This is a genomic window from Chryseobacterium sp. StRB126, assembly GCF_000829375.1.
Classification (GTDB): domain Bacteria; phylum Bacteroidota; class Bacteroidia; order Flavobacteriales; family Weeksellaceae; genus Chryseobacterium.
Map to the genome: position 1 here is coordinate 4547968 of NZ_AP014624.1, position 23442 is coordinate 4571409.

19 protein-coding genes are annotated in these 23442 nt (G+C 32.5%); all 19 read right to left on the minus strand.

The window, feature by feature from the left end; translation table 11 throughout:
* Position 1: 1 nt before the first annotated feature.
* The 19 genes from CHSO_RS20530 to CHSO_RS20620 all read right to left on the minus strand — a co-directional run bounded on the left by CHSO_RS20530 (position 2) and on the right by CHSO_RS20620 (position 23393).
* Entirely contained in the window at positions 2-640 is a 639-nt protein-coding gene (locus CHSO_RS20530) for a sugar transferase (protein ID WP_084221039.1), read from the minus strand.
* Positions 633-1796 (minus strand): glycosyltransferase family 4 protein, encoded by a 1164-nt coding sequence (locus CHSO_RS20535; protein ID WP_232509103.1) that lies wholly within the window; start codon positions 1794-1796, stop codon positions 633-635. Before CHSO_RS20535 ends, CHSO_RS20530 begins: the two co-directional genes overlap by 8 nt.
* Positions 1797-1798: 2 nt before the next feature.
* A complete protein-coding gene (locus tag CHSO_RS20540) occupies positions 1799-2839 on the minus strand; it encodes an EpsG family protein (protein WP_045500310.1) in 1041 nt (346 codons plus the stop codon).
* An 11-nt stretch (positions 2840-2850) separates the two neighbouring features.
* Positions 2851-3921 (minus strand): glycosyltransferase, encoded by a 1071-nt coding sequence (locus CHSO_RS20545; protein WP_045500312.1) that lies wholly within the window; start codon positions 3919-3921, stop codon positions 2851-2853.
* Entirely contained in the window at positions 3918-4784 is an 867-nt protein-coding gene (locus tag CHSO_RS20550) for a glycosyltransferase family A protein (protein ID WP_045500315.1), read from the minus strand. Before CHSO_RS20550 ends, CHSO_RS20545 begins: the two co-directional genes overlap by 4 nt.
* A gap of 4 nt (positions 4785-4788) precedes the next feature.
* Positions 4789-5337 carry a serine O-acetyltransferase gene (locus tag CHSO_RS20555; protein WP_045500317.1) on the minus strand — a complete coding sequence of 183 codons (549 nt, stop codon included), beginning with the start codon at positions 5335-5337 and terminating at the stop codon, positions 4789-4791.
* Between the two features lie 3 nt (positions 5338-5340).
* A complete protein-coding gene (locus CHSO_RS20560; protein ID WP_045500320.1) occupies positions 5341-6720 on the minus strand; it encodes a hypothetical protein in 1380 nt (459 codons plus the stop codon).
* A 3-nt stretch (positions 6721-6723) separates the two neighbouring features.
* Positions 6724-7731, minus strand: coding sequence for an EpsG family protein (locus CHSO_RS20565; RefSeq protein WP_171817674.1), 1008 nt, complete (start codon positions 7729-7731; stop codon positions 6724-6726).
* Between the two features lie 99 nt (positions 7732-7830).
* A complete protein-coding gene (locus tag CHSO_RS20570; protein WP_045500325.1) occupies positions 7831-9297 on the minus strand; it encodes a flippase in 1467 nt (488 codons plus the stop codon).
* Between the two features lie 39 nt (positions 9298-9336).
* On the minus strand, positions 9337-10632 hold the full coding sequence (locus CHSO_RS20575; protein WP_045500327.1) for a nucleotide sugar dehydrogenase: 1296 nt from the start codon (positions 10630-10632) through the stop codon (positions 9337-9339).
* Between the two features lie 9 nt (positions 10633-10641).
* Complete coding sequence (locus CHSO_RS20580; RefSeq protein WP_045500330.1) at positions 10642-13041, minus strand: GumC family protein; 2400 nt, start codon at positions 13039-13041, stop codon at positions 10642-10644.
* 9 nt (positions 13042-13050) lie between these two features.
* Positions 13051-13869, minus strand: a complete 819-nt coding sequence (locus tag CHSO_RS20585; protein WP_045500333.1) for a polysaccharide biosynthesis/export family protein — start codon at positions 13867-13869, stop codon at positions 13051-13053.
* A gap of 39 nt (positions 13870-13908) precedes the next feature.
* On the minus strand, positions 13909-15855 hold the full coding sequence (locus CHSO_RS20590; RefSeq protein ID WP_045503076.1) for a polysaccharide biosynthesis protein: 1947 nt from the start codon (positions 15853-15855) through the stop codon (positions 13909-13911).
* Positions 15856-16138: 283 nt separating this feature from the next.
* Positions 16139-16603 carry a regulatory protein RecX gene (locus CHSO_RS20595; protein WP_410493412.1) on the minus strand — a complete coding sequence of 155 codons (465 nt, stop codon included), beginning with the start codon at positions 16601-16603 and terminating at the stop codon, positions 16139-16141.
* A 51-nt stretch (positions 16604-16654) separates the two neighbouring features.
* Entirely contained in the window at positions 16655-17920 is a 1266-nt protein-coding gene (gene glyA / locus CHSO_RS20600; protein WP_045500338.1) for a serine hydroxymethyltransferase, read from the minus strand.
* A gap of 195 nt (positions 17921-18115) precedes the next feature.
* A complete protein-coding gene (locus CHSO_RS20605; RefSeq protein WP_045500341.1) occupies positions 18116-19021 on the minus strand; it encodes an NAD(P)/FAD-dependent oxidoreductase in 906 nt (301 codons plus the stop codon).
* 131 nt (positions 19022-19152) lie between these two features.
* Entirely contained in the window at positions 19153-20670 is a 1518-nt protein-coding gene (locus CHSO_RS20610; RefSeq protein WP_045500344.1) for a glycosyltransferase family 39 protein, read from the minus strand.
* A 146-nt stretch (positions 20671-20816) separates the two neighbouring features.
* Positions 20817-22028 carry an efflux RND transporter periplasmic adaptor subunit gene (locus tag CHSO_RS20615; protein WP_045500346.1) on the minus strand — a complete coding sequence of 404 codons (1212 nt, stop codon included), beginning with the start codon at positions 22026-22028 and terminating at the stop codon, positions 20817-20819.
* Between the two features lie 93 nt (positions 22029-22121).
* Positions 22122-23393 carry an ABC transporter permease gene (locus tag CHSO_RS20620; RefSeq protein WP_045500349.1) on the minus strand — a complete coding sequence of 424 codons (1272 nt, stop codon included), beginning with the start codon at positions 23391-23393 and terminating at the stop codon, positions 22122-22124.
* Positions 23394-23442 lie beyond the last annotated feature (49 nt).

The following is a 23442-nucleotide window of genomic DNA, read 5'->3' on the forward strand; positions in this document are numbered from 1 at the left end:
TTTATTTTTTAAAATGATTTTTACTTAAATTTCTACTTATTCCGAGATCATCAACCTCGTCTACTGTCTGTCCGTTTACAATTGTTGATGATTTGAACAAAACTGATTTTACAGTCAAAAATATTATTTTAATATCAAGTCCAAAAGAAATATTCTCAACATAATAAACGTCATTGTTAAATCTTTCAGAAAATTTCATCTGATTTCTTCCTTTAACCTGAGCAAGCCCGGTAATTCCAGGACGTACCAGATGTCTTCTTTTATGAAAATCTGAATAAAATTCCAAGTATTCCGGGAGTAATGGTCTTGGTCCTATAAGGCTCATTTCTCCTTTAAAGATATTAAAAAGCTGAGGAAGCTCATCTAAAGACGTTTTTCTTACAAAAGCACCAAATGATGTTAGTCTTTCCGTATCCGGCAAGAGATCTCCATTATCATCTTTTTTATCGTTCATTGTTTTGAACTTGATAATTTCAAAGATTTTATCATTTTTCCCTGCTCTTTTCTGAAAGAAAAATGGCTTTCCGTTATTAACGATCAATAACCCTAACATTACAAAAATGAAAACAGGACTAAAAACAATTAAAAAAATTAATGAAAAAGTAAAATCAATAACTCTCTTGAAAAACAATTTATACATTTGTGTTTATTTTTTCGTTTACCAACAATCTGTTATACTCATCTAAAAGAGCCTTCCATACAAAATTCTGATCATATCTTTCTTCAATCATCTTTTTTGCCTTTGACTTCATTTTCAAATAATTTTCTTTATTATTAATCATTTGTTCCATGGCCTCCTGAAGTTTTTCAACATTTCTGGAGGGAACAATCAATCCATTTTCTTGTTGAACAATAATTTCATTGCATCCATTAATATCTGATACTACACAGGGAAGTTCCATAGCCCCAGCCTGCATTACTACGTTAGGAAACCCTTCTCTGTAACTGGGAAAAGCCAAAGCATCCGAAATTAAAAAGTAAGGTCTTACATCTTTTTGAAAACCTACTGTAATAATATTTTCATTGCTTTGTATTTCTTCATAAGTATCTTTATCCAAAGGATCAAGCTCTTCTTCAAATGTCCCTACCAGCAAAAGCTTGATATTTCTATTTTTTATTCCTGTAAAGGCTTTAATAAGTTCATTAATACCTTTATCTCCTACAATTCTTCCAACAAAAATAAAGACAAAATCATCTTTTTCAATATTCAATTCTTTTTTTAACAGATCTGTAACATTACCGCTGATTTTTTTTTCGCTATAATGATCTAAATCTATACCATTTACATTTCCATTGGCAATAACCTTTAAAGGTTTAGCCGTTATATTAAATTTTTTCAAATCAGATTCAACACCTTTTCCCTCAGGATAAATATTGGTTGCAGCCCAGCACAGGAGTTGATCCATTTTTATAAGAAGTTTCTGCATGGGACCTGTTCTTGTTGGAAAGATAAGCCCTGTAAAGGTATGCATACGTATGGGAACTCCTGCCATTTTCCCAGCTAACATAGACAATAGCCCTGCCTTAGGTGTAATAGAGTGTATAATGGTGGGTTTTACCTTCTTTAAATAAAAATATAATTTTATCAACGATACAAGATCCTTGAGAGGTGATATTTTACGCTGCATCTCTATTGGAAAAATCTTAACATTTTCACGTTCTACTAATTCTTCCAGATAAGAGCTTTCCCCAGAAACTGCTGTGATATCAAAAGAATTCCCCAAGAACTTAAGCTGTCCTTTAAGTAAAATATTCATTGATTCAGGAATTGTTGAGGTTCTAATAAGTTTAATCATATTTATTCTAACAATAAAAGTCCTTTCATATATAAAGTTATCTGAATCACAAATAAAAATAAAAAGTAGGCAAGAGTCCATTTTTTAATTTTATAGGGGATCAGCCTGTCTCCAAGCAGACATACTACAAAAAGAATTTTAGCAAAAAGTGAAATTCTTTCAAAGACTGTCAGCTGGATAAGAAATATGTTCATCAATATAGAAACAATGAAAAGAATTTTCACCCATACGCTTTCATTATTTCTTTTATACTTGAAAAACAAAAACAGTATCATAAAGATGTACCAGCTGAATTTTAAAAAGCTGGCAAAAATGATTTTACCATCTTTTTGGGTAAGGGTATAATAATAATCTTTAACAAGGGCATAATGTTGAATTTTACCAATGATAGGAATCGGGCTATACTCTATCTCATCTTTCAGGTATGGAAATAAAATAAATGGAAATAGAAGTCCAACAAATGAAGCAATCCATACCACATAAATCCATCGCATTTTAAATTTTAAGAATACAAAAAGTACAACATACATCCAGGAGCTAAAATGGGTGAGAACCGAGATCAAATAACTCCCTAAAGCTTTTATTCTTTTGTTTTCAAGGTACAGGTAAATAGCAAGATATATAAATGCAATACTATGCAGATTTCTTACCCCTGAAAGCAGACCTGAAAAGCTAATAGCAGAAAGTAAAAACAAATATGAAAATACATTTTTCTTCTGGTCTCCCAAAATCAGAAAACTGAGTTTAAGAATAATCAATACAGTTGTATAAGTTATAAATCCCAGAAATACATTTACAGAAATTCCAAGTTTACTGAAAATGTATAAGTATATTGGAATTAGAAAATCTGGAAGATTCTTTACAAAAGTAAAAAATTCACTGACTGAAAAATCTTTAAAATAATTATAAAATGTATAGAAACGATACAAATCGTCATACGCTGCCGGAGGATTTGTAATGGATACAGATATTAAAGCAAAAAGCCCGGGAATAAAGTATAATAAAAAATCTGGCTTACTGGATATGTATTTGTTGATGTCCATTAAACTTTTTTTCAATTACAATAAATATCTATCGTTCTATCTACCAATTTTTTAATATCATATTGTTGAGCCTTAACCTTTCCTTTAAAAGCAATTTCTTTGTAATAAGCTTCATTCTCCAAACTCAAAATACGTTCTTTCAAAGCATCAGTATTTCCTTTTTCAAATACTATTCCTCCTCCTGAGACTACCTGTGCAAGCCCTTCAACATCAGAAGCAACAAGAGGTATTCCACAAGCCATTGCTTCTACAGCGGCAATTCCAAACCCTTCATAATGTGAGCTCAACACAGCAATATTACTCATTTTATATAAAGAATATACATCTGATCTTATTCCTAAGAAATGCACTCTATTTTGTAAGCCGAGAGCTTCAACCAATTGTTTAAGTTTATCTTCACGCTCTCCACCTCCCACTAAAATTAATTTATATTTTTCTGGCAAAGAAGATAATGTCTTGATAAGTGTATCATGATCTTTCTGCTCACGGAAACCCGCCACCATCATTAATAAAATATCAGTTTCCTTAAATCTGAATGTTTCTTTATTATGTGGTTTTGCATTATTTATTTTAGCAATATCAACACCGTTCTCTATAACGATCAACTTATTCTCCTTAATCGCCAGTTTATTTATTAAAACTTCTTTTACTTCTGGCGTAATACATATTATTTTATCATAAAAGCTGTAGATAAACCGCTCCAGAGTTTTCAGTTTATTATTTTTCAGTCTTCTATTAGAAGTATTATGTTCTGTAAATATAAATTTTTGTTTTTTCCAGCAAAAAATTCTTGCTAATGCAGCAAAATATTGTGCAGGAAAAAGGTGAACATGAACTACATTATATTTAAACAGATAAGGGATAATTTTTAAAATATAAAATGGATTATAAAACGATCTTCCGAGTGAATATATATTACAGCAGTTTTTCTCTTCCAATTCAGCATAAAAAGGGGTCTTTTCTCCATTCAGCAAAAGTACATCAACTTCATTGCTTCTTTCTACCAATAACGGAACTGTATCAACTATTAATTTTTCTGCACCGCCCGCCCCCAGACTGTCTATAATATGCAAGATTTTCATTTAGGATCTTTTATTAAAAATATTAAACTTAACGGCAGTCCTATCAAAGAAAGAAAAGGGTTTATATTATTCCACTTCTCTGAAAATGTTTTTGGAGAGAACCTGGCAAATCGCCAGTAATTCATATTTGCTTTTATTTTTTGAGTAAAAGGAACAGGCATCTTTGACAACTCTGAATAAAAAAGAGTAGCATATTCAGGAGAGTTTTTTCTTATTTTAAAAATATTATTTGACAATCCTCCTTCCAGGTATTCAGCAATATATATAATTTTATTAAACCAAAGAAATTTATAATCCAGAGCAACTCTGAACCATAGTAAGCCTTCTGTACAAAATTTTTCATTTTTTACGGGAAAAGGATATTTTCTGATGATCTCTGTTCTTATTACTTCAGCCATGTCTCCTTTCATCCTATAAGTATATCTGAAATCTAATGCATTGGCATGAATATCGTTAAATTCTTCTTTTGAACCAATGAATTCTTTTTCAGAATATCCTTTTCTTCCTGATATTCCGGCATATCTTTCATTTCCTTGAACTTCTTTATATTTTTGAGCAATTATTTTTGTTGCATCATCAGTAAGATAATCGTCGCTATCAACAATGAAAAACAGCTCTCCGTTGGCTAATTCAGCACCTTTGTTGATAGCGATATGTTTTCCGGAATTTGTTTGTTTATGATAAATAATATTAATCCTATTTTCTTCCACAAAACCTTTAATCACAGCCTCCGTATTATCAGAAGAACCATCATCTACAATTATCCATTCAAAATTTTGTGCCTCCTGCCCACATAAGCTATCATATAATCTTTTTAGCAAAGATCCTCTGTTATAGGCTGGCGTGAAAATTGTTATAAGCATTTTTTTAATTTTCGAATCTGTTATTGACGTATCTTCCTGGATTATTAAAATTCAAAACTTTAGCATAATTTCCAGCAGCAGTAGCATTTTCAGGAATATCCTTAATTACTACACTACCTGCACCAATGGTTGAATTACTTCCGATTTTCACATTTTCTATAATACACACGTTAGGACCAATATACACATTGTCTCCTATTACAGCAGCATTATTTTCATTAGCACCTATACTTACATATTGAGACAGATTGACATTATTCCCGATTATAGTTGTAGGATTAATCACTAATGGTCCGGAATGTCCTAAATAAAATCCATATCCAATCTTTGTTTTATGGCTGATATCAATTCTGTATCTAATACGTTTGAAATTTAAGATGACAAAACATATTTTATGAAATAATGGATTTCTGTGCTGGCAAAGCCTCATCCAAACAGAATAATTAAATCCTCTATTAATCAAATATTGAATTAAAAAAGATCTCAATGAATAATTACCTGTATATCTGTATAAATCAGATTTAATGTACTTTATTATTTTCTTTCTATTCATACTTTAACGGATCATATATTTTCCAAATAATTGAATCTTATTGGCACTTCTCCTTACAGGAAATGAGTTATTTTTATAAACATTATTTGAATTGTCAAAAGAGAAAACAGCTTCATCCACATCAAATTGATTATCAGAAACATTTACATCACTTGCATCATATACATAAAGTTTTGCTCCCTTTACTTTATTACTGAAAAAACTTATATTCCTAACTTTTTGTTTTTGCCCTCTGCCTTGTGCTATAGAAAGAGATAAAGTTCCGGTTTCATCATAAAATGTATTATTTGATATTGCAACATTATTACTTGTGACCTGAAGCAGTTCATTAGGTATAAAAAAATCTTTTTCCAATGTAATCGTATTGCCTTTGATTATTGTCCCTTCATTTGTATTATACCCTAAGATCAGCAAAGGAGCAGATGTATATAAAATAGGTTTATTATTCTTACTAAGCCCTTTGTTACTGATAATATTAGACTCCACAATCTGTTTATATCCATTATTATCCCACAAAACTACTCCCGAAGAGTTACCTATTAAATGATTATTAATGATTGTTGAGGTTCCTTCAGTATGCTCAACATGAATACCTCTGTCATATCCGGTAACTTCATTACCTGAAATTACTCCATCTCCAATTCCTTCTCCCTCAATACAGATACCTACTGTTCCCAACCTTTTAGTAATGTTCAGATTATTGATAACCTTGTTGTTTTTTACTTCATAACTTTTACTGTTTGCTATATAAATACCATTACCATGGTTATCAATATAATCTAATGGATTTCCTGTAACATTTTCAAATCTGTTATCTGAAATCAGATTTACATCATTAAAGCCTGCACCAATTGCTGCAGTTCCATAAAGATTACGAACTACCATGTTAGTAGCTTTAAACCTTTTAAGAGTTTCTCCTACAAACGCCCAAATATCAGGATTTCCTTTTGTTTTTACAGTATAATTGGCTGAACAATCTATTGTACCCCCTTCTATTTCAACTTCAAAATTATTAATAGTCTTATCATTAGGATCCTGAGTACTCCTGAATCTGAATCCCTTGAAATTATTTCTATAATAAAGAACAGCTTCCTTATTTAATTTTATTTTAAAATTATTTTTAACCAAAAAGATATAACTATTATTATTTATTCCCTTTCTAATTCTGTTTTTATTATCTAAATAATAATTTCCTTTCGGAATGTAAAGAGTACCTCCATTAGTACTTATATATTCTATAGCTTTGTCAAAATTTCCTGTAACATCAGCTTTATCATTTCCATAGACTTTAAATGTATTGATATTAATCTCTTTTGACTGGCCATAAGAGAATAATATAAACTGAAAAAACAATATTACTAAGCTTTTTTTTAAATAATTCATTTCCTAAAAATTATTAAATAAATAAGACCTGTAAGGCAGATAACCTTCACCATCGTCAAATGTCAACAATTCTCTTGCGTATACAGCAAAACAATACAACAGCAATAAAAAAACTATGCCAATTCCCAGCTTTTTTTTCTGTGGAATATAACAAAGAGATGATAATATGATAATATATCCAATTAAAAAATAACCTTTCAGTCTAGCAATAAAAACAAAATCATAAAAAGCAAATGTGATAAGTACAAATACTAAATATATATTAAAAAGAGCATTAAAGTTATCAATTTTCTTTTCAATATTTTTTCTAAAATGCAGGATAATAAAAAGTATAGGAACCATTTCGATGAAGTTCAAAATGTTTACTCCTGTGGTTTCACCTTCTAAATATCCGGTCAATTTATCCGCCCCAAACGGCAGAAAACCGGAAATGAATGTTCCTAAAATAATTCCTATTTTAAGTACTCCAATAAGGATTGACCCAAGAAGTAACATAATCACTCCCTTATTTGTTATCTTTAAGGTAACAATAGGATATACGATCACAAAGACAATAGCACTTGTATGAAAAAAGGAAGCCAATACAACTAGAAGTAAAAACGGTATTAATTTTCTGTCAATAACAGCCTTAAGAGCAATCCAGCATATAACCATAGCTATAATTTGCCGTTGCGCAGTAAAAAAGTAATATAGGTATCCTTTCGCTAAAAAAATAGTGAGAATAAGATAGGGAAACTTTGAATATTGTCTGAAGACAAAAAACAATCCAAAACTACAGAACAGTCCAAGGAAAATAAAAAAAGTATTAAAACCTGCATGTAGAAATCGGAAAAAGGACATGACAAAAATATATCCTTTTTCTGTTGTTTGTAGAAGAAAATATCCAGGAGATACCAGATCGGAAAAATCTGAATTGGTATTATTATACATTAACTCATACACATCATAATCATATCCACCTAAATTCAATCTTGACCCCGCATATATCCCTACAGCTAATATAAAAAGCAAAAAGGGTATGGCATTTGTTCTTTCTTTAAGGTAAGTATAAAGTGAAAGCAAAGTTGACAAAAAATAAAGTATAATATATGGAATCATTTTCGCTTAAAACTATTTGATTATCTGTTTAAATCTCTTAATTATCATTGAAAGTGCTTCCGAGACATATTTTTCCTTCGTTAAGAGAAGACTAACAAAGATAGATAAAAAAAAGATAATTGATTCTCCGGTAAAAGTAAAGAAGTTAAACTCCCAGTTAATATATTTTCTAAAGAGAACTATACATAGAAATCCTAACGTTGAGCTTATTAAAATTTTCAAGATATTAATATTAAATAAAAGTTTTTTAGGAAGTTCTCTCCAAATAAAAGCCAACATAAATAATATTGCCAATATTTCTGCACATATTTGAGTTACCGCAGCTCCATCCTGTTGCCACTTTTTTATTGCATATAAGTTAACTAAAGCGCTGAAAACTGCTGAAAGAATTACTGCGTAAGTATAGATTTTTTCTCTTTTTTGGATAAACAAAACGAGATATCCCAAAAAATATACAACACCAGCAATAAGACAAACAGGCGCCAACAATTTCATAGTATGTATAGCGGGTAAAAAATCTTTACCTGCCATAGTTAAAATTATTTTTTCTGAAAAAATATAAAAATAAGCAGAAATTGGTATAAAGAATATCAGTATTAGATTAAATGATCTTGTGAGTGTATCTGTATACATCTTTCTATCAGATTCCCAATAAGCCGATAGTCGTGGAATTAAAACAAGACCTATTACAGATATAAATGTGATAGCAAGTCTTATGAGTTTATTAGAAGCGGCATAATACCCCAGATACTTATCACCGGCTAATTTACTAATTAAAAAACTATCCAGTTGTAAATAAATATTTACAGAAACTGCTGCTATAAAAATAGTCATAACAGGTTTGATATGTCTTTTAAAGTCAAGGTCTTTATATCGGATTTCATTGAATTGAATATGCCTGAATAAAAAGTAAAAATTAAATATATTTGATCCGCAAATGTATAGGATAGTAATCAAAACGTATATAAGATAATCATCTTGGGTATTTACCATAAAATAGAGCATTCCCAATGCGATCAGCCTAACAAAAACAAATCTTATGGTAATATACATCTGATCTTCCATTCCTATAAAAAACCATTCCGCACCAGCATTATTTAAAAATATAACAATACTAAATAATAGAATTAAATTTTTATAATTTTCAAAAAAATGAAAACCAAATAAAAATGTAAATAATACGATGTAAGCAGCAAGTGTAGTAAAAAACACAATGGAAAGAAGCTCTACCAGTGTTTTTGAAAGTTCTTTTTTATTATTTTTTTGTTTGGCAACTTCTCTTACTCCATACATTGGAATTCCCAAAAGAGAGAACATAATAAAGTAATTGATAATGGTATTTGCATATTCTACTTTCCCTATAATCTCTGCGCCCAATACTTTATTGGCATGAGACATAATAAGCAGCCCAACGATAGCTGAGGTTAAAATTCTAAGAGCACTTAGAATATAATTTACACTTAAACTTCTTTCTTTCATCAACAATTATAATCTAATGTCCTTTGCAGAATTCAAGAATTACAGTCTGGCATCTACCAGGTTTCTGTCTAGACACGCCTTAGTATCAAATACAACAGTATTTTCTTTTTTGAATTTCTGAATATCCATTTCAAGGAATTCATTATGGGAAACAGCGATGATAATAGAGTCATACTTTTTAGTCTCATCAAGATGTTCAAGCATTTCAACACCATATTCATGTTTTACTTCTTCACGGCTCGCCCATGGATCAAAGATATCTACATCAATACCATAATCAATCAATTCAGAATAGATATCCAATACTTTTGTATTTCTAACATCAGGACAGTTTTCCTTGAAAGTTACACCTAAAATCAAAGCTTTGGAATTTTTGATAACACCTCCTTTTGAAATAAGAAGTTTTACAACTTTGGATGCAATGAATTTTGCAATGGAATCATTTACCCGGCGGCCAGATAAAATAACATCCGGGTGATAGCCTAATTGTTCGGCCTTGTGCGCTAAATAATAAGGATCAACGGATATACAATGTCCACCAACTAATCCAGGTTTGTATTTTAGAAAGTTATATTTTGTGCCGGCTGCCTCCAGAACATCATGTGTGTCAATTCCAACTCTATCAAAAATAAGGGCCAGCTCATTCACAAAAGAGATATTCACGTCTCTTTGTGCATTTTCTATTGCTTTAGAAGCTTCAGCAACCTTAATACTCGGAGCTTTGTGGGTTCCTGCTGTAATAATTTTTTTATAGAGCGAATCCACTTCCTCCGCTACTTGTTCCGTAGATCCGGAAGTTACTTTTTTAACACTGGTTAAAGTATTTACTTTATCTCCCGGATTAATTCTTTCAGGTGAATATCCTACAAAAAAGTCTTTATTAAATCTAAGTCCTGAAGATTTTTCGAGTACCGGAACACATTCTTCTTCTGTACAACCAGGAAAAACAGTTGATTCATAAATAATAATATCACCTTTCTTAATAATATCCCCCAACATCTTGGATGCAGAAATTAAAGGTCCAAGATCAGGAGCGTTGTATTTATCTATAGGAGTAGGTACAGTGACAATAAAAATATTACAAACTAAAATTTCGTTGATATCTGCTGTTGCTCTATATCCTATTTCTCCTCTTGATTCGGCATATTTTTTTAATCCTACAGCAAGTTTATCAGCTTCTGCTTCAAGCGTAATATCTACCCCTTCATTCAGTTGAATAATCCTCTCAGCATTAATATCAAAACCAAGTACAGGATAGTAGTTAGCAAATTCTAACGCTAAGGGAAGACCTACATATCCTTGTCCAATAATTGCAATTTTATAATTTCTCATCATTTCATGTCATTATTTACCGAATAAACCTTTAATCTTTTGCCATAAGTTTTTGTCCTCTACATTATTATATCCGTATCCATATTTATTACTGTATCCCAGATTTTCTCTGCTTACATCATTCAGGACAAATCCAACATTTCTGATTTTCTTCTGATCAATATTATTGTTTGCAAATTCAATCAATGATTTCTCTGTATACTGAGATCTTGATACATACAGGGTAACATCTGAAAGTTCAGCAATCAGGAATGTATCAGTAACAAGCAACAATGGCGCTGTATCTAAGATAATGTAGTCATATTTATCCTTAAGATTATCAAGAAGCAGTTCATATCTACCATTAGACAACAATTCTGTTGGATTAGGAGGAATCATCCCCGAATAAATTACATCAAGGTGAGGGTTAAATGTAGATACATGAACAATATCTTCAATTTTTGTCTGATCAGAATACAGATATTCAGTAAGTCCAATAAGTCCCTTTCTCGCCGGATTATAACGTTGTAATTGAGGGTTCCTGATATCGGAACCAATGATAATGGCTTTTTTCTTTGGGTTTGCTAAAGTAAGAGCTAAATTAACCGAAGTAAAGGTCTTACCTTCTCCTTTTACAGTAGAAGTCACAAAAACAATTTTACCTTTATCTTTATTTTTAGGCAGCATAAAATTCATATTTGTGATCAGAATTCTAAATGCTTCTGCCATTGGAGTAATATCATTAACTCTAACAATTTCAGATTCTCCTTTTTCAATACTTGGTAATTCTGCAATAACTGGCGCATGAACTAATTTTTCAAGATCATGTTTGGTTTCCAGTTTATTATTCAGTATTTCTTTCAGGTAAATGATACCAAGAGGAATCAGCAGTCCAATACAAAGTGCAATTAAAAGAATAATGCTTTTTTGTGGAGCTACAGGTCCCATAGATGCAAATGCCATATCTATAACTCTGGCTTTAGGGGCAAAGATAGATTGTGCAATTGCAGTTTCCTCTCTTTTCTGAAGTAATAATAGATATAAATTTTCTTTAATCTGCTGCTGTCTTTCAATCCCTCTGAAAATCTTTTCAATGGTTGGAAGTTTTGAGATCTTGTTGGTTACTTTATTTTGTTCACCCAGATATTCATTTCTGGCAAGCTCAAGACCTTTTCTGTTTCTCTGCAAACTCTGCATAATAGAGGTACGCATAGAATTGATCTGCTTGGTAACATCTACCACAAGTGGATTTTCAGGAGTTGCAGATTCTAAAAGTCTGTTTCGCTGTAATATTAGCTGATTGTATGAACCTACCCCTGCGGTAGCATCTGGATTATTTAAGCCTACATTAGTAGGAAGAACCTGATATTGTCCCTGATTTGAAACAAAATTAATTAATGTATTTGTAAGTTCCAGCTGAGCATCAATATCCAATTGTTTCGCTCTGGCTTCTGCTGAACTTTGTAAATCTATTTTAGCTTCAGTTTCAAGATCTGTAAGATTATTCTTTGATTTAAAACTTTCTTTTTGATTTTCAACCTGTCCAAGTTCTACTGAAAGCTTTTTAATTCTCTCTTCTATAAAATCTAATGTTTTCTTAGATTCTACATTTTTATCTGAAATTGCGTCATTATTATACGCAATAATCAGTGCATTAATAATGTCTTTTGCTTTTGAAGTCTGAGGGTATTTCATGCTCAATTTCAGAACGGTAGTTTCTTTATTGACCAATGCTACGTTAAGCATTCCCTGTAAGCTGTTTACTTTACCTTCTTTTGAAGAGATCACCAGTTCTAAATTATCATAATCTAATTTGTCACCCGGTTTTTTTTCAAACTTTTTATTTTTTACAATAATGATGTTGGCAAAAGGAAGGGATATTGTTTTTCCAAATCCTGATATAATTTCTTTTTGGGAACCCGCAAGTTTAATAACCAATTGTTCTCCTTTAATCTGAAGATTAATTACATTATTAGGCAGAATATTAGGTTTCTCCGAAATTAGCTTTACCTCAATGGGAGAAGTTTCTTTATATAATTCAATTGTTCTGAGTTTATTTTTGGTAAGAATATTGGTTTGAAGACTTTGATTTTCAACCACATCATATATTAATCTCTTCGATTTGAAAATCTCAATTTCATTTGAAATACTATTCGTTTTTAATCCGCCAAATCCGGATAAATCAGGTAAAACTCCCAATTCATTAGAAACGGGAGACGATTGATTTTTAGAATCTTTTATGAGTACAGTAGACTGTACTTCATAAATAGGCGTCATAAACTTCAATGCAACATAGCCTAAAATAACAGCTATAATAGCACTTATAATAAACCATGGCCATCTTCGCACGTATGGTTTTATTATTTCATTAATATCTATACCTGGGGATTCATTTTTAATCTCGGAAAATTGTGAGGAATTTTGGATGTCCATTAATTTTTTTTATTTCTTAATCAAACTAACAATAATTGCGATTGCTCCTACAGCTACAGAAGCTGCAGTAAGGTATATTCCCGTATTAGGGTTTTGCTTTGAAGCAATATATTTTGTATTGGTAGAAGATACGATAATTGCATCTCCCTGCTTCAAATTATAAAAAGGAGAATTGATAAGATTGGCATCCTTCAGATTAACTTTACCATGAACTACCTGACCGTTTTCAGTTCTAATAACCAACACTTCATCTCTCTTCCCATACATGGTAAGATCTCCCGCTAACCCAAGAGCATTAAGGATTGTAGCATGTCCATTCGTTATTGTATAATCTCCTTGTTTATTTACTTCGCCTAAAACGGTAATCTTGAAATTAGAAAGCCTTACATTCACCGTAGGATTAAGAACAAACTTTGTCATTTTGCTTCTTAATTCTTCTTTAAATTCCACTAATGTTTTATTAGTCGTATTTAGCTTACCAATAACAGGAAAATCAATATTTCCATCGGAATCTACAATATAAGTTGGGCCTGAAATTGTTGTTGCTCCCTGCGAAGGAGTATTCCCACCTGAAGCAGCATTGTTCTGTACGACTTCCGATGAAGAATAATTCTGATTGAATGGTCTTACAACATCCATATCTTTTGCCGTAATAAGGATCACCAACTGATCTCCTATCTGTATTGTAGAATTTGAATTTTTTGCAGATGATTCTATAGCAACATTTTCTATATTCTGCATATAATTTAACTCATTATCAGCATTAGATTTAGATTTACAGGAAACTAATAAGAATGCTAATAATATGGCTAGTGCTTTACCTTTCATTACATTTAAAAATTGTACAAATATACATTTATATTTTTTCTATTTATCCAAAACCTCGTAAATCGAATTGTTGCTTATAAATTCGGGAACTATAAGTTTCAAAATTTTAACTACTTCCACTTTTTCTTTTTTTACAGAAGCTTCTGTTATATGATTAACCAGGCGTTCTATTTCCGAAAACGACATTGCAGGATCTTTAGAAATCATAATTTTCTCATTATGGGTAGGAAGCGTTTTTGCATTATCGCTTAACAGCTCTTCGTATAACTTTTCCCCTGGTCTTAGTCCTGTATAAATAATCTTAATATCGATATTAGGTTCAAAACCTGATAGTTTTATCATTCTCCTTGCTAAATCGAGAATCTTAACTGGTTCTCCCATATCGAAAACGAAAATTTCCCCTCCATGCCCCATCGTTCCGGCCTGAAGAACAAGCTCACAAGCTTCCGGAATGGTCATGAAATATCTTACAATATCTGGATGCGTAATGGTAACAGGCCCTCCTGCTTCGATCTGTTTTTTAAAGTGAGGAATAACGGATCCATTTGATCCCAAAACATTTCCAAATCTTGTGGTAATGAATTTCGTGGTATTACCTTCAGCGTGCTGTAAAGACTGAACAAATAACTCGGCTGCTCTTTTGGAAGCTCCCATTACATTAGTAGGATTTACGGCTTTATCTGTCGAAATCATTACAAATCGGTTGACTTTGTAACGACTGGATAAAACAGCAATATTCTTTGATCCTAAAACATTAACACGGATTGCCTCATTTGGATTATCTTCTACCAGAGGAACGTGCTTATACGCTGCCGCGTGGTATACCATTGAGAAGTTATAAGCCTGAAATAAAGGCTCTACTCTATGAATATTAGATACATCAGCTAATACAAACTTAAATCTGATATGAGGAAATTTTTCCTTCATTTCAAGTTCAATATCATACAAAGGTGTTTCAGCCTGGTCTAAAACGACAATTAAAGATGGGGTAAACTGCGCAACCTGTCTTATGATTTCACTACCAATAGATCCTGCACCACCTGTAACCAAAACATTTTTACCATAGTGTCTGCTTTTAACCTCCTCATTTTCAATCTTAATTGGCTTCCTGTTAAGTAAGTCTTCAATCTGAAGATTTCTAATAGATCCTCCTAAATCACTATCTCTTAATTTTTGTACTGAAGGGGCTTTAAATACATTAAGATCTTTTTCTAAGAATAGATTAACCCAGGAGTTCATCTCATCCTTAGACATCATTTCTTTTACAATAATGATTCCGTCAACAACAAGATCATCTTTTGTACTATTTTCAATTTTTTCTTTTGCGTAGATTGGTTTGCCAAGAAGTGAGGCTCTTTTTGAATCTGTTCTTTGCGTTAAAAATCCTACTACCTGATAGGGAAGATTTGGATTATCCAAGATAGCTCTAGCAATGGCAATAGACTGCTCATCAATTCCCAAAACTAAAATTCTTTTCTTTAATGCACTTCTTCTATATTCTCTTACAATATGAAAAAACTCTTTTACATAAAGTCTAAAGAGAAATAATCCCATAAAAGAGATCACAAAATATAAAACCAGATAAGGAGTGAGAATAAATTTACCTCCTGTAATCCAAAAATAGGCAATATTTATCGTGGCTACGACAAACATGGTACAAAAGCACGAAATAAGGAGTTTAAATAAATCTATAAAAGTAGAATGTCTGATAATCCCAGCGTAGGTTTTAAAAATATACATGAAAACCGTATTCACCAGTATAATAAAAGCAAAAACAATACTTTTATCTTCATGGTAAATAAATTCTTTTTGTGTAATTTTTTCTATAATGTAAGTGGAAAGAAATAAAGATATAACCAGAATAATAATATCTATTACCAATATTATCCATCTAGGAAGATATCTTACGTCCGAGAGATTGACAACATTATCTCCTCCAAATATTTTTTTTCTAAGAGAATTTACATTGTCTATTTTTGTGTTCATATTTTTAGTTAGTGTAAGATCCAATTATCCACCAATGATAATTTCGATACAATCATGCAAAAATAAAATAAAATTTTATTCAGTTACTGAAATCAAAAATAAATTTGATGTTTAACTATTTTCTGAAATCATTAGAAGTCAGTTAATAGAGCAAAGACTTGACAAAAATCATACCATAAAAATTCAGCAGGGGGTGATATTTACGAAGAATATTCTTTCATAAAAAACTATTTTTTTCTTTTTTTCAGTTTAAAAAAAATTATTTGTGAGATTTAATCAACATTCAGTCAAAAATATCATTTATTTTCTCATATTCAAAACCTCTGCTCATTAAATATTTTATGGTCTTTGCTTTTTTTTGATATTCCTGAAGTCCTTTTTGTTTAGAAAAATAATCTTCATAAATTCTTGTGATCGTTTTTATATAATCATCTTCATATATTTCATCAAAACACATATTAATCAGCTTTTCAGAGATTTGCTTCTGCTTAAGATTCATTCTGATTTTATTCCTTCCCCAATGTTTGATGTAAAATTTCCCTCTGATATAGCTTCTGGTAAACCTTTCCTCATTGAGATAATTTTCTTTCATCAGATAAAGGAAAATCTCTTCCTTTGCCTCTTCAATCAGTAAAAACTCTCTCATTTTCTGCTCTACCTCGGCATGGCAACGATCCTGGTACACACAATAGTTCACCAGCTTCAGTTTAATTTCATCAAAAGTAAAAGATTTTTTCTCCATATGAATAAAAAAAAGAATGAGCTTCCGCCCATTCTTTACACTATTTTATAAGCTTTATTAGTAGTTAAATAATGCTTTACCTTCCATTAATTCATTCACGTTCTTTCTCACAGATGCAAGAACTTCTTCATTCTTGATATTATCTACTACTTCAGAGATTAGTCCTGCGATAGTTTCCATATCATTTTCTTTCAACCCTCTTGTTGTAATAGCAGCAGTTCCTAATCTGATACCAGATGTTGTAAATGGAGATTTATCATCAAAAGGAACCATATTTTTATTACATGTAATATCAGCTAGTACTAATGCCTTTTCTGTTTCTTTACCGTTTACTCCTTTATTTCTAAGATCTACCAACATTAAGTGGTTATCTGTACCTCCACTTACGATATCAAAACCTCTGTTGATCATCGCTTTTGATAAAGCCTGAGCGTTAGCCTTAACCTGTTTTGCATACGTTTCGAACTGACCATCCAAAGCTTCTCCGAAAGCAACCGCTTTACCAGCAATAACATGCTCTAGCGGACCTCCTTGGATTCCCGGGAATACAGCACCATCCAATACCTGGCTCATCATTTTTGTTTCTCCTTTTGGAGTTTTGTGACCATATGTATTTTCAAAGTCTTTCCCCATCATAATCATTCCTCCTCTTGGACCTCTTAAAGTCTTGTGAGTAGTAGTGGTTACTACGTGACAGTGCTCAAATGGTGAGTTTAATAATCCTTTTGCTACTAACCCTGCAGGGTGAGCGATATCTGCCCAAAGAGTGGCTCCGATTTCGTCAGCAATTTCTCTGTATTTAGCATAATCAAGGTCTCTTGAATACGCAGAAAATCCAGCAATCATCATTTTGGGTCTCTCTCTTAAAGCTACTTCTCTCATTTGATTATAATCGATAAGACCAGTTTCTCTTTCTACTCCATAAGAAACTACTTCATACTGAATTCCTGAGAAGTTCACTGCAGAACCGTGAGTAAGGTGCCCTCCCATTGAAAGGTCCATTCCCATGATTTTATCTCCTGGTTTCAAAACAGCAAGATAAATGGCTGCATTCGCCTGAGATCCGGAATGTGGCTGTACGTTTACATAGTCTACTCCGAAAAGTTCCTTTGCTCTGTTGATCGCTAATGTTTCAACCTCATCTACTACTTCACATCCGCCGTAATATCTTTTTCCGGGATATCCTTCAGCATATTTATTTGTCAGTACACTTCCCATTGCTTTCATCACGTTTTCAGAAACAAAGTTTTCTGATGCGATAAGCTCTAATCCATGGGCCTGTCTTTGTCTTTCCTTTTCAATCAGGTCGAAAATAATATCCATTTTACTTTTAGTTTTTGAAATTTTTCACCCCAAATGTACGGAATTTTCGTTGAGATTTTGGCATCAAAAAATATGATTTTAGACTTGATATTTCCTAAAAGCTTTAAAGTATTGTCTATTTATGAATTTTGTTTAACATACCCGCTGCAGTAATTTTTAATGTTGTGTCTGGTACCGATCAGTATTTCATACATCTTAAAACTCTTCTTCCGAGAGTTCTTTATTAACCATCGCTCCTGCTAAATTACCTTGTGCCACTGCATTGGCTACAGATCGCATCATGCTTACATTATCACCACAGGCAAAAAGTCCGGGAACAGTTGTTTTCTGCATGAAATCTACTTTGATAAATCCGTGCTCCGTTAGTTCATAGTTTAAATTCTCTGAACCTTCAATATTCTGTTCAAAAGGAATCTTCGCATACAAAGCTTTTAAAGCAGCAGTATTTCCATTTTTAAAGATTATTTTCTGAATCTGCCCATTTTCATGTTCAATGCTTTCCATTTCATCTTCATTAAGACTGATGTCATGATCTTTCAGTTTTTTAGTCTGTTCCTGAGTAAGACTGGATTTTCCATTGGTAAATAAGGTTAGTTTCTTGGTCATATTAAAAATCAGTTTTGAAAACTCAAAAGCCATATCACCGTTGGCTAGAATTCCCGTCACTTCATTTTTTACTTCATATCCGTGGCAGTACGGACAATGTAATACAGAAATACCCCAACATTCAGCAAACCCAGGAATATCCGGCATAATGTCTTTTATTCCTGAAGCTAAAATAATTTTTTTCGCATAGAATCTTTCACCGGAAGATACTTCAGCTTCATAGCTATTACCGCTCTTTATTAATTTTACAGCTCTTCCATCAAAAAAATAAACAGTTTTGTACTGCTCAACATCAGCTTTAGCCAATTCTGCAATTTCTCTTGGAGTTTTACCGTCATGGGTAATAAAATTGTGCGAATGTGGAGTCTGCCTATTGCAAGGTTTTCCTTCATTAATAATTAAAACATTTCTTAAAGATCTTCCTAAAGACATTCCAGCAGATAATCCGGCATAACTTCCACCGATAATGATAACATCAAAATTTTTATTGTGCATAGTAATTTAATAATTGATAGCACAAAGTTAAAACAAAAAAACACTATTGCAACATTATTGCAATAATGTTTTTTTTATATTCGCTTTCGCTTTTATTTATGGTTTCTATATTTTCAATTTGTGCATTAGTGCTAGTCCTTTCCTTTAACTACAACAATTTCATCCCGAAGCCTCTGCCTGATGTCTATTGTAGCACCTTCAAAACTAAAAATTGTAGTCCCTTTTTCTCTGGCATATGGATTTGTAACAGAATCGGCCATTACAGCATGTTCAAAAAAAGCACCCGTCTCTTCAAGCTCATCTTCAGGACGGTTTTTAATTCTGATTAGATTCTTGTATTTATTACTTAAATCAAACCAATTGATATAATCAGCATTAAATGACACAGCTTTTATACCTTTTTTAGAGTAATAATTAATAGCTCCGGCCTGTCCATAATTATCACACAACACCAAAGTATTTCCGGTTTTTGATAATCTGGAATACTCTTTATCAACTTTCTGAGCAAGTTCTTTCCAACCCAGCATATCTGCAAAATCCTGAGGTAAAGGATGATCTTTTCCATCCTCCCAGCGCAGAAGCCCAAATTTCTTGTAAGATTCAGGATTCTCTACTATAGACTCAGGGCTTTTATTAGGAAATGCCAGATTATATATAGGCACAAACAGAAGTAATGGATGTAAAATACAGACTGGTTTTAGAAATCTCTGCCACCCATTTTTTAAAATATTCTCAAGATAAACTGATCCGAAACCAATATAGATAGGATAAATGCCTATGGCGTAATAGTCTTTGGCTCTAAAAAATATAAACAGTGATATGGTAATAGCATATCCCCAGAAGAAAAAACGAAACTTTTCAAAAGGCTTATAAAACAGTAAAGCATAAAATCCAAAAAGAATAACAAAAGTAACTCCGATAAAGAATAAAAACTGAGATTTCAGAAAATCAAATCTGTTAACATTATCCAATTGAGTGTTGGAAAGTTCTTTCATATGATGAACTACTGGAAAACCATGATTATACTGCCAGATGAGATTGGGAAGAACAATCAACAAAGCTAACAGAGTTGCTCCATAGGTGTGAGGATTTGTAAAAATCTTCCTTTGTTTGGTTATTAAAAGTGCAGGAATAAATCCTAATGCAAGAAAAGCAATATTATACTTATTCAAAACACCGATTCCGAAAATGATTCCGCCCCAATACAACCATTTTGCTTTTTCGGTGTTGACATATTTTATCAGGATATAGAAAAAGAAAGTCCATAAAAGAACGTCCAGTGAATTGGGCTGGTATAGCATATTCAAACGAAGCAGCGAGGAAAGCAATAACCCCAGGGAAGCAAGGAAGCAGGCAAAAAGATTACCTTTTAATTCTTCAATTGCTTTCCAGACTACAACCATTGTAAATGCTCCGAATAAAGCAGGGAAAAATCTTACCCAAAATACAGAATCCCCAAGTATCTTGATCAGCCATGAGATCCATGAGCTTACGGGTGGAACAGAAAGATATCCCCAGGCAAGATGGCTTCCCTGATCAAGATGCAGGTATTCATCCCGCTGCAGATCATATTCAGAACTTACTAAGGTATATTGAAGAACAAATTTTACAATGATAAAAAAGATCAGAATCAGACTATTTCTCTTCATGGCTATATTTTATATTTAAAAATAAGACATTTTAAGCGTCTGCTTTATTACATTTTAAAATATAATAATACCTCCTGAACTTTAATAAAAAATCCCGAAGAATATATCTCCGGGATCTAACAGTTTAAAATGTATAATGTAGTTTATTATTTTGCTTTCGCTTTTTCTTTCAACTCTTCTTTATCTTTATCAGAAGGGTTCCAAACTTTTACTTCAGAATCTTTTGTAATATTGGATCCAGGAAGAACCTGAACATTAATTCCGTCGCTAGCTCCAAGTTTTAGGTATACTTTCTTAAATTTCCCATCTGTTTGCTTTACTTCTACAAAAGGAACATCTTTCCCTTGCTTCTTTTCATACTGAACTAAAGATTCATCCAGTAATAAAGCATTTTTCTGAGAGCTTAATACGATTTCCCCGTTCGCAGAGAATCCTGCTCTGATGTATTCATTGTTAGGATTCTCTACGTTTCCTTCTACCGGGAACTTGATGGTCCCTGCATTATCTTTTCCTTTTGGAGCAATCATAGTAAGTTTACCAGGGAAGGTTTTATTCTGTAATGCACCGATTACGATATTCATATCCATCCCTTGTTTCAATTTTCCTGCCTGAGCTTCATCAATTTCTCCTTTGAAGATCAGAGAGTTCAAATCTGCTACTGAACAAATGGTTGTTCCTGCGTTAAAATTGTTCGCTTCAATTACCTGGCTTCCCAGCTTTACTGGAACTTCAAGCACTGTTCCTGAAGCTTTGGAACGAATTTGTGTGGTTGCTAAACCTTGCCCCTGAAGTTCAGGAGTAGCTCCGGTTTTAGCAATCTGTAATCTTTTTTGTGCTGTATTCAACTGCTGCTGAGCATTTTTAAGGGTCTGCTGCTGAGAGAATAACTGTTGCTGGGAATTAAGAAATTCTTGTCTGGAAGCTACTCCTTGCTTATACAGTTTATCCTGCATTTCAAATTGCTTCTGCATATTTCCTACATTCATCTGCGCATTACTGATCTGAATCTGTGCATTCTGAACTTCCTGCTGAGCAGCATTTACTTCAGAGATACTTGGTACAATTTTCACAGTAGCAATCAGCTGACCAACTTCTACTCTATCTCCTTCCTTCACTAAAATTTTATCAATGATCCCTGTAATGTTAGGTTTAATTTCAATTTCTTCCTTTGGAACAATTTTTCCGGTGGCCATTACCTTATCATCCATATTCTGGATATTAGGTTTACGGGTAAGGAAAGCCTCGCTTTCTTGGGAGTTCGATTTCACAAGGTAACCAATCCCCGAGAACAATGCCACTGCAAATAAAAGCCCCAACACTATATAAATGGCTTTTTTCCAAGTGAATTTCTTTTTCATATGTATAGTTTATTTTTTATTAAAAGTTTTTGAATGAATTAAAAATTAAAAGATGATTCTCTTCTATTTTCAAATTAATTTATTTTCAAATTATTATTCTGTTCTTAATGCTTCAATTGGTCTAATTTTTACCGCTCTTTGCGCAGGGATCATCCCGATAATAAGCCCTAACACCACCATCACTGCCATGGCTGCAAATACGTTTCCATAGTTTACCGTTGGGTTATAAAAAGGAAACGAATCCTGTCCCTGAGTGGCTATATTCAGGATCATCAGCACAAAAATTCCAAACATAAATCCTAGTAACCCGGAAGAGAGTGTAATCACAACACTTTCCAGCAAGATCTGGTTTCTTACCTCAGCAGGTTTTGCCCCCAATGCCCTTCTGATTCCTATTTCCTTGGTTCTTTCTTTTACGGTAATCAAAAGAATGTTTGAAATAGCAATAACTCCTGCAAGAATTGTTAAAGTTCCTACAATAATGGTTAAAAGCTGCATTCCGGTAAGGAAACCTGTCAGTTTTTTAAACTCCTTTCCTAAGTTGAAACTTCCAAAGGCATTGGTATCTTCTGGAGAAATTTTGTTTTTTGCTTTTAATACCTGTTTTACTTCTTCTTCCACCCCATTAACGTTAGCATTAGGCTTGCTTACAATGGCAAACAGATCAATCTGCTCTCCGGCATTATACATTTTAGTGTAAGTGGATAGCGGAATAAAGGCTGTTTGGTCATTCTCAAAACCTCCTCCTTTCTTTACTCTGAAAACACCAATTACATTGAAGAATATCCCTTTTATATTAATAGACTGTCCTATCGGATTTTCTTTTTTCTTGGAATCAAAAAGGTTTTTATAGATTTCTTCTCCTATAACCACTACATTTTTATTTCCGGAAACGTCTGCATCATTGATATAACGCCCATAGATAAGTTTCTTTTCTGAAATCTTATTTCCTACTGCATAATCTCCGGTAAGAGAATAGGTAGCACTTTTCCCGTTTCTTGACATAGATTCTCCCGGTGTTCCTGTAAAGCTCCCTCTTGCATTCTGAGGTGATATATAATCTACATCAATTATTTTTCTTTTGAGCATTTCCATGTCGGATAGGTTCAAATGAACTTCTCTTCCTTTAGGAAAACCTTCGTAAGGAATGGACGTCTTCTGTGCCCACAAGAAAATGGAATTGGTCGCAAACCCGGAAAACAATTTATCAAAACCATTCTCCATACCTTTTGCCGCCCCAAGAAGGCTTACATACAAAAACATGCCCCATCCTACTCCAATCATGGTAAGAAATGTGCGGAGTTTATTATTCCTCAATGAATAATAAATTTCCTGCCAAGTATCTTTTTTAAATATGATATTCACCTTTCTGAATTATAAATTATTAATAGTTGTAAAAGAGTAAATCAACAAA

Excerpts from the sequence above, each read along its gene's own strand:
- CHSO_RS20530 (WP_084221039.1), bottom strand. The coding sequence starts at position 640 with ATGTATAAATTGTTTTTCAAGAGAGTTATTGATTTTACTTTTTCATTA.
- CHSO_RS20535 (WP_232509103.1), bottom strand. The coding sequence starts at position 1,796 with ATGATTAAACTTATTAGAACCTCAACAATTCCTGAATCAATGAATATT.
- CHSO_RS20540 (WP_045500310.1), bottom strand. The coding sequence starts at position 2,839 with ATGGACATCAACAAATACATATCCAGTAAGCCAGATTTTTTATTATAC.
- CHSO_RS20545 (WP_045500312.1), bottom strand. The coding sequence starts at position 3,921 with ATGAAAATCTTGCATATTATAGACAGTCTGGGGGCGGGCGGTGCAGAA.
- CHSO_RS20550 (WP_045500315.1), bottom strand. The coding sequence starts at position 4,784 with ATGCTTATAACAATTTTCACGCCAGCCTATAACAGAGGATCTTTGCTA.
- CHSO_RS20555 (WP_045500317.1), bottom strand. The coding sequence starts at position 5,337 with ATGAATAGAAAGAAAATAATAAAGTACATTAAATCTGATTTATACAGA.
- CHSO_RS20560 (WP_045500320.1), bottom strand. The coding sequence starts at position 6,720 with ATGAATTATTTAAAAAAAAGCTTAGTAATATTGTTTTTTCAGTTTATA.
- CHSO_RS20570 (WP_045500325.1), bottom strand. The coding sequence starts at position 9,297 with ATGAAAGAAAGAAGTTTAAGTGTAAATTATATTCTAAGTGCTCTTAGA.
- CHSO_RS20575 (WP_045500327.1), bottom strand. The coding sequence starts at position 10,632 with ATGATGAGAAATTATAAAATTGCAATTATTGGACAAGGATATGTAGGT.
- CHSO_RS20580 (WP_045500330.1), bottom strand. The coding sequence starts at position 13,041 with ATGGACATCCAAAATTCCTCACAATTTTCCGAGATTAAAAATGAATCC.
- CHSO_RS20585 (WP_045500333.1), bottom strand. The coding sequence starts at position 13,869 with ATGAAAGGTAAAGCACTAGCCATATTATTAGCATTCTTATTAGTTTCC.
- CHSO_RS20590 (WP_045503076.1), bottom strand. The coding sequence starts at position 15,855 with ATGAACACAAAAATAGACAATGTAAATTCTCTTAGAAAAAAAATATTT.
- glyA (WP_045500338.1), bottom strand. The coding sequence starts at position 17,920 with ATGGATATTATTTTCGACCTGATTGAAAAGGAAAGACAAAGACAGGCC.
- CHSO_RS20605 (WP_045500341.1), bottom strand. The coding sequence starts at position 19,021 with ATGCACAATAAAAATTTTGATGTTATCATTATCGGTGGAAGTTATGCC.
- CHSO_RS20610 (WP_045500344.1), bottom strand. The coding sequence starts at position 20,670 with ATGAAGAGAAATAGTCTGATTCTGATCTTTTTTATCATTGTAAAATTT.
- CHSO_RS20615 (WP_045500346.1), bottom strand. The coding sequence starts at position 22,028 with ATGAAAAAGAAATTCACTTGGAAAAAAGCCATTTATATAGTGTTGGGG.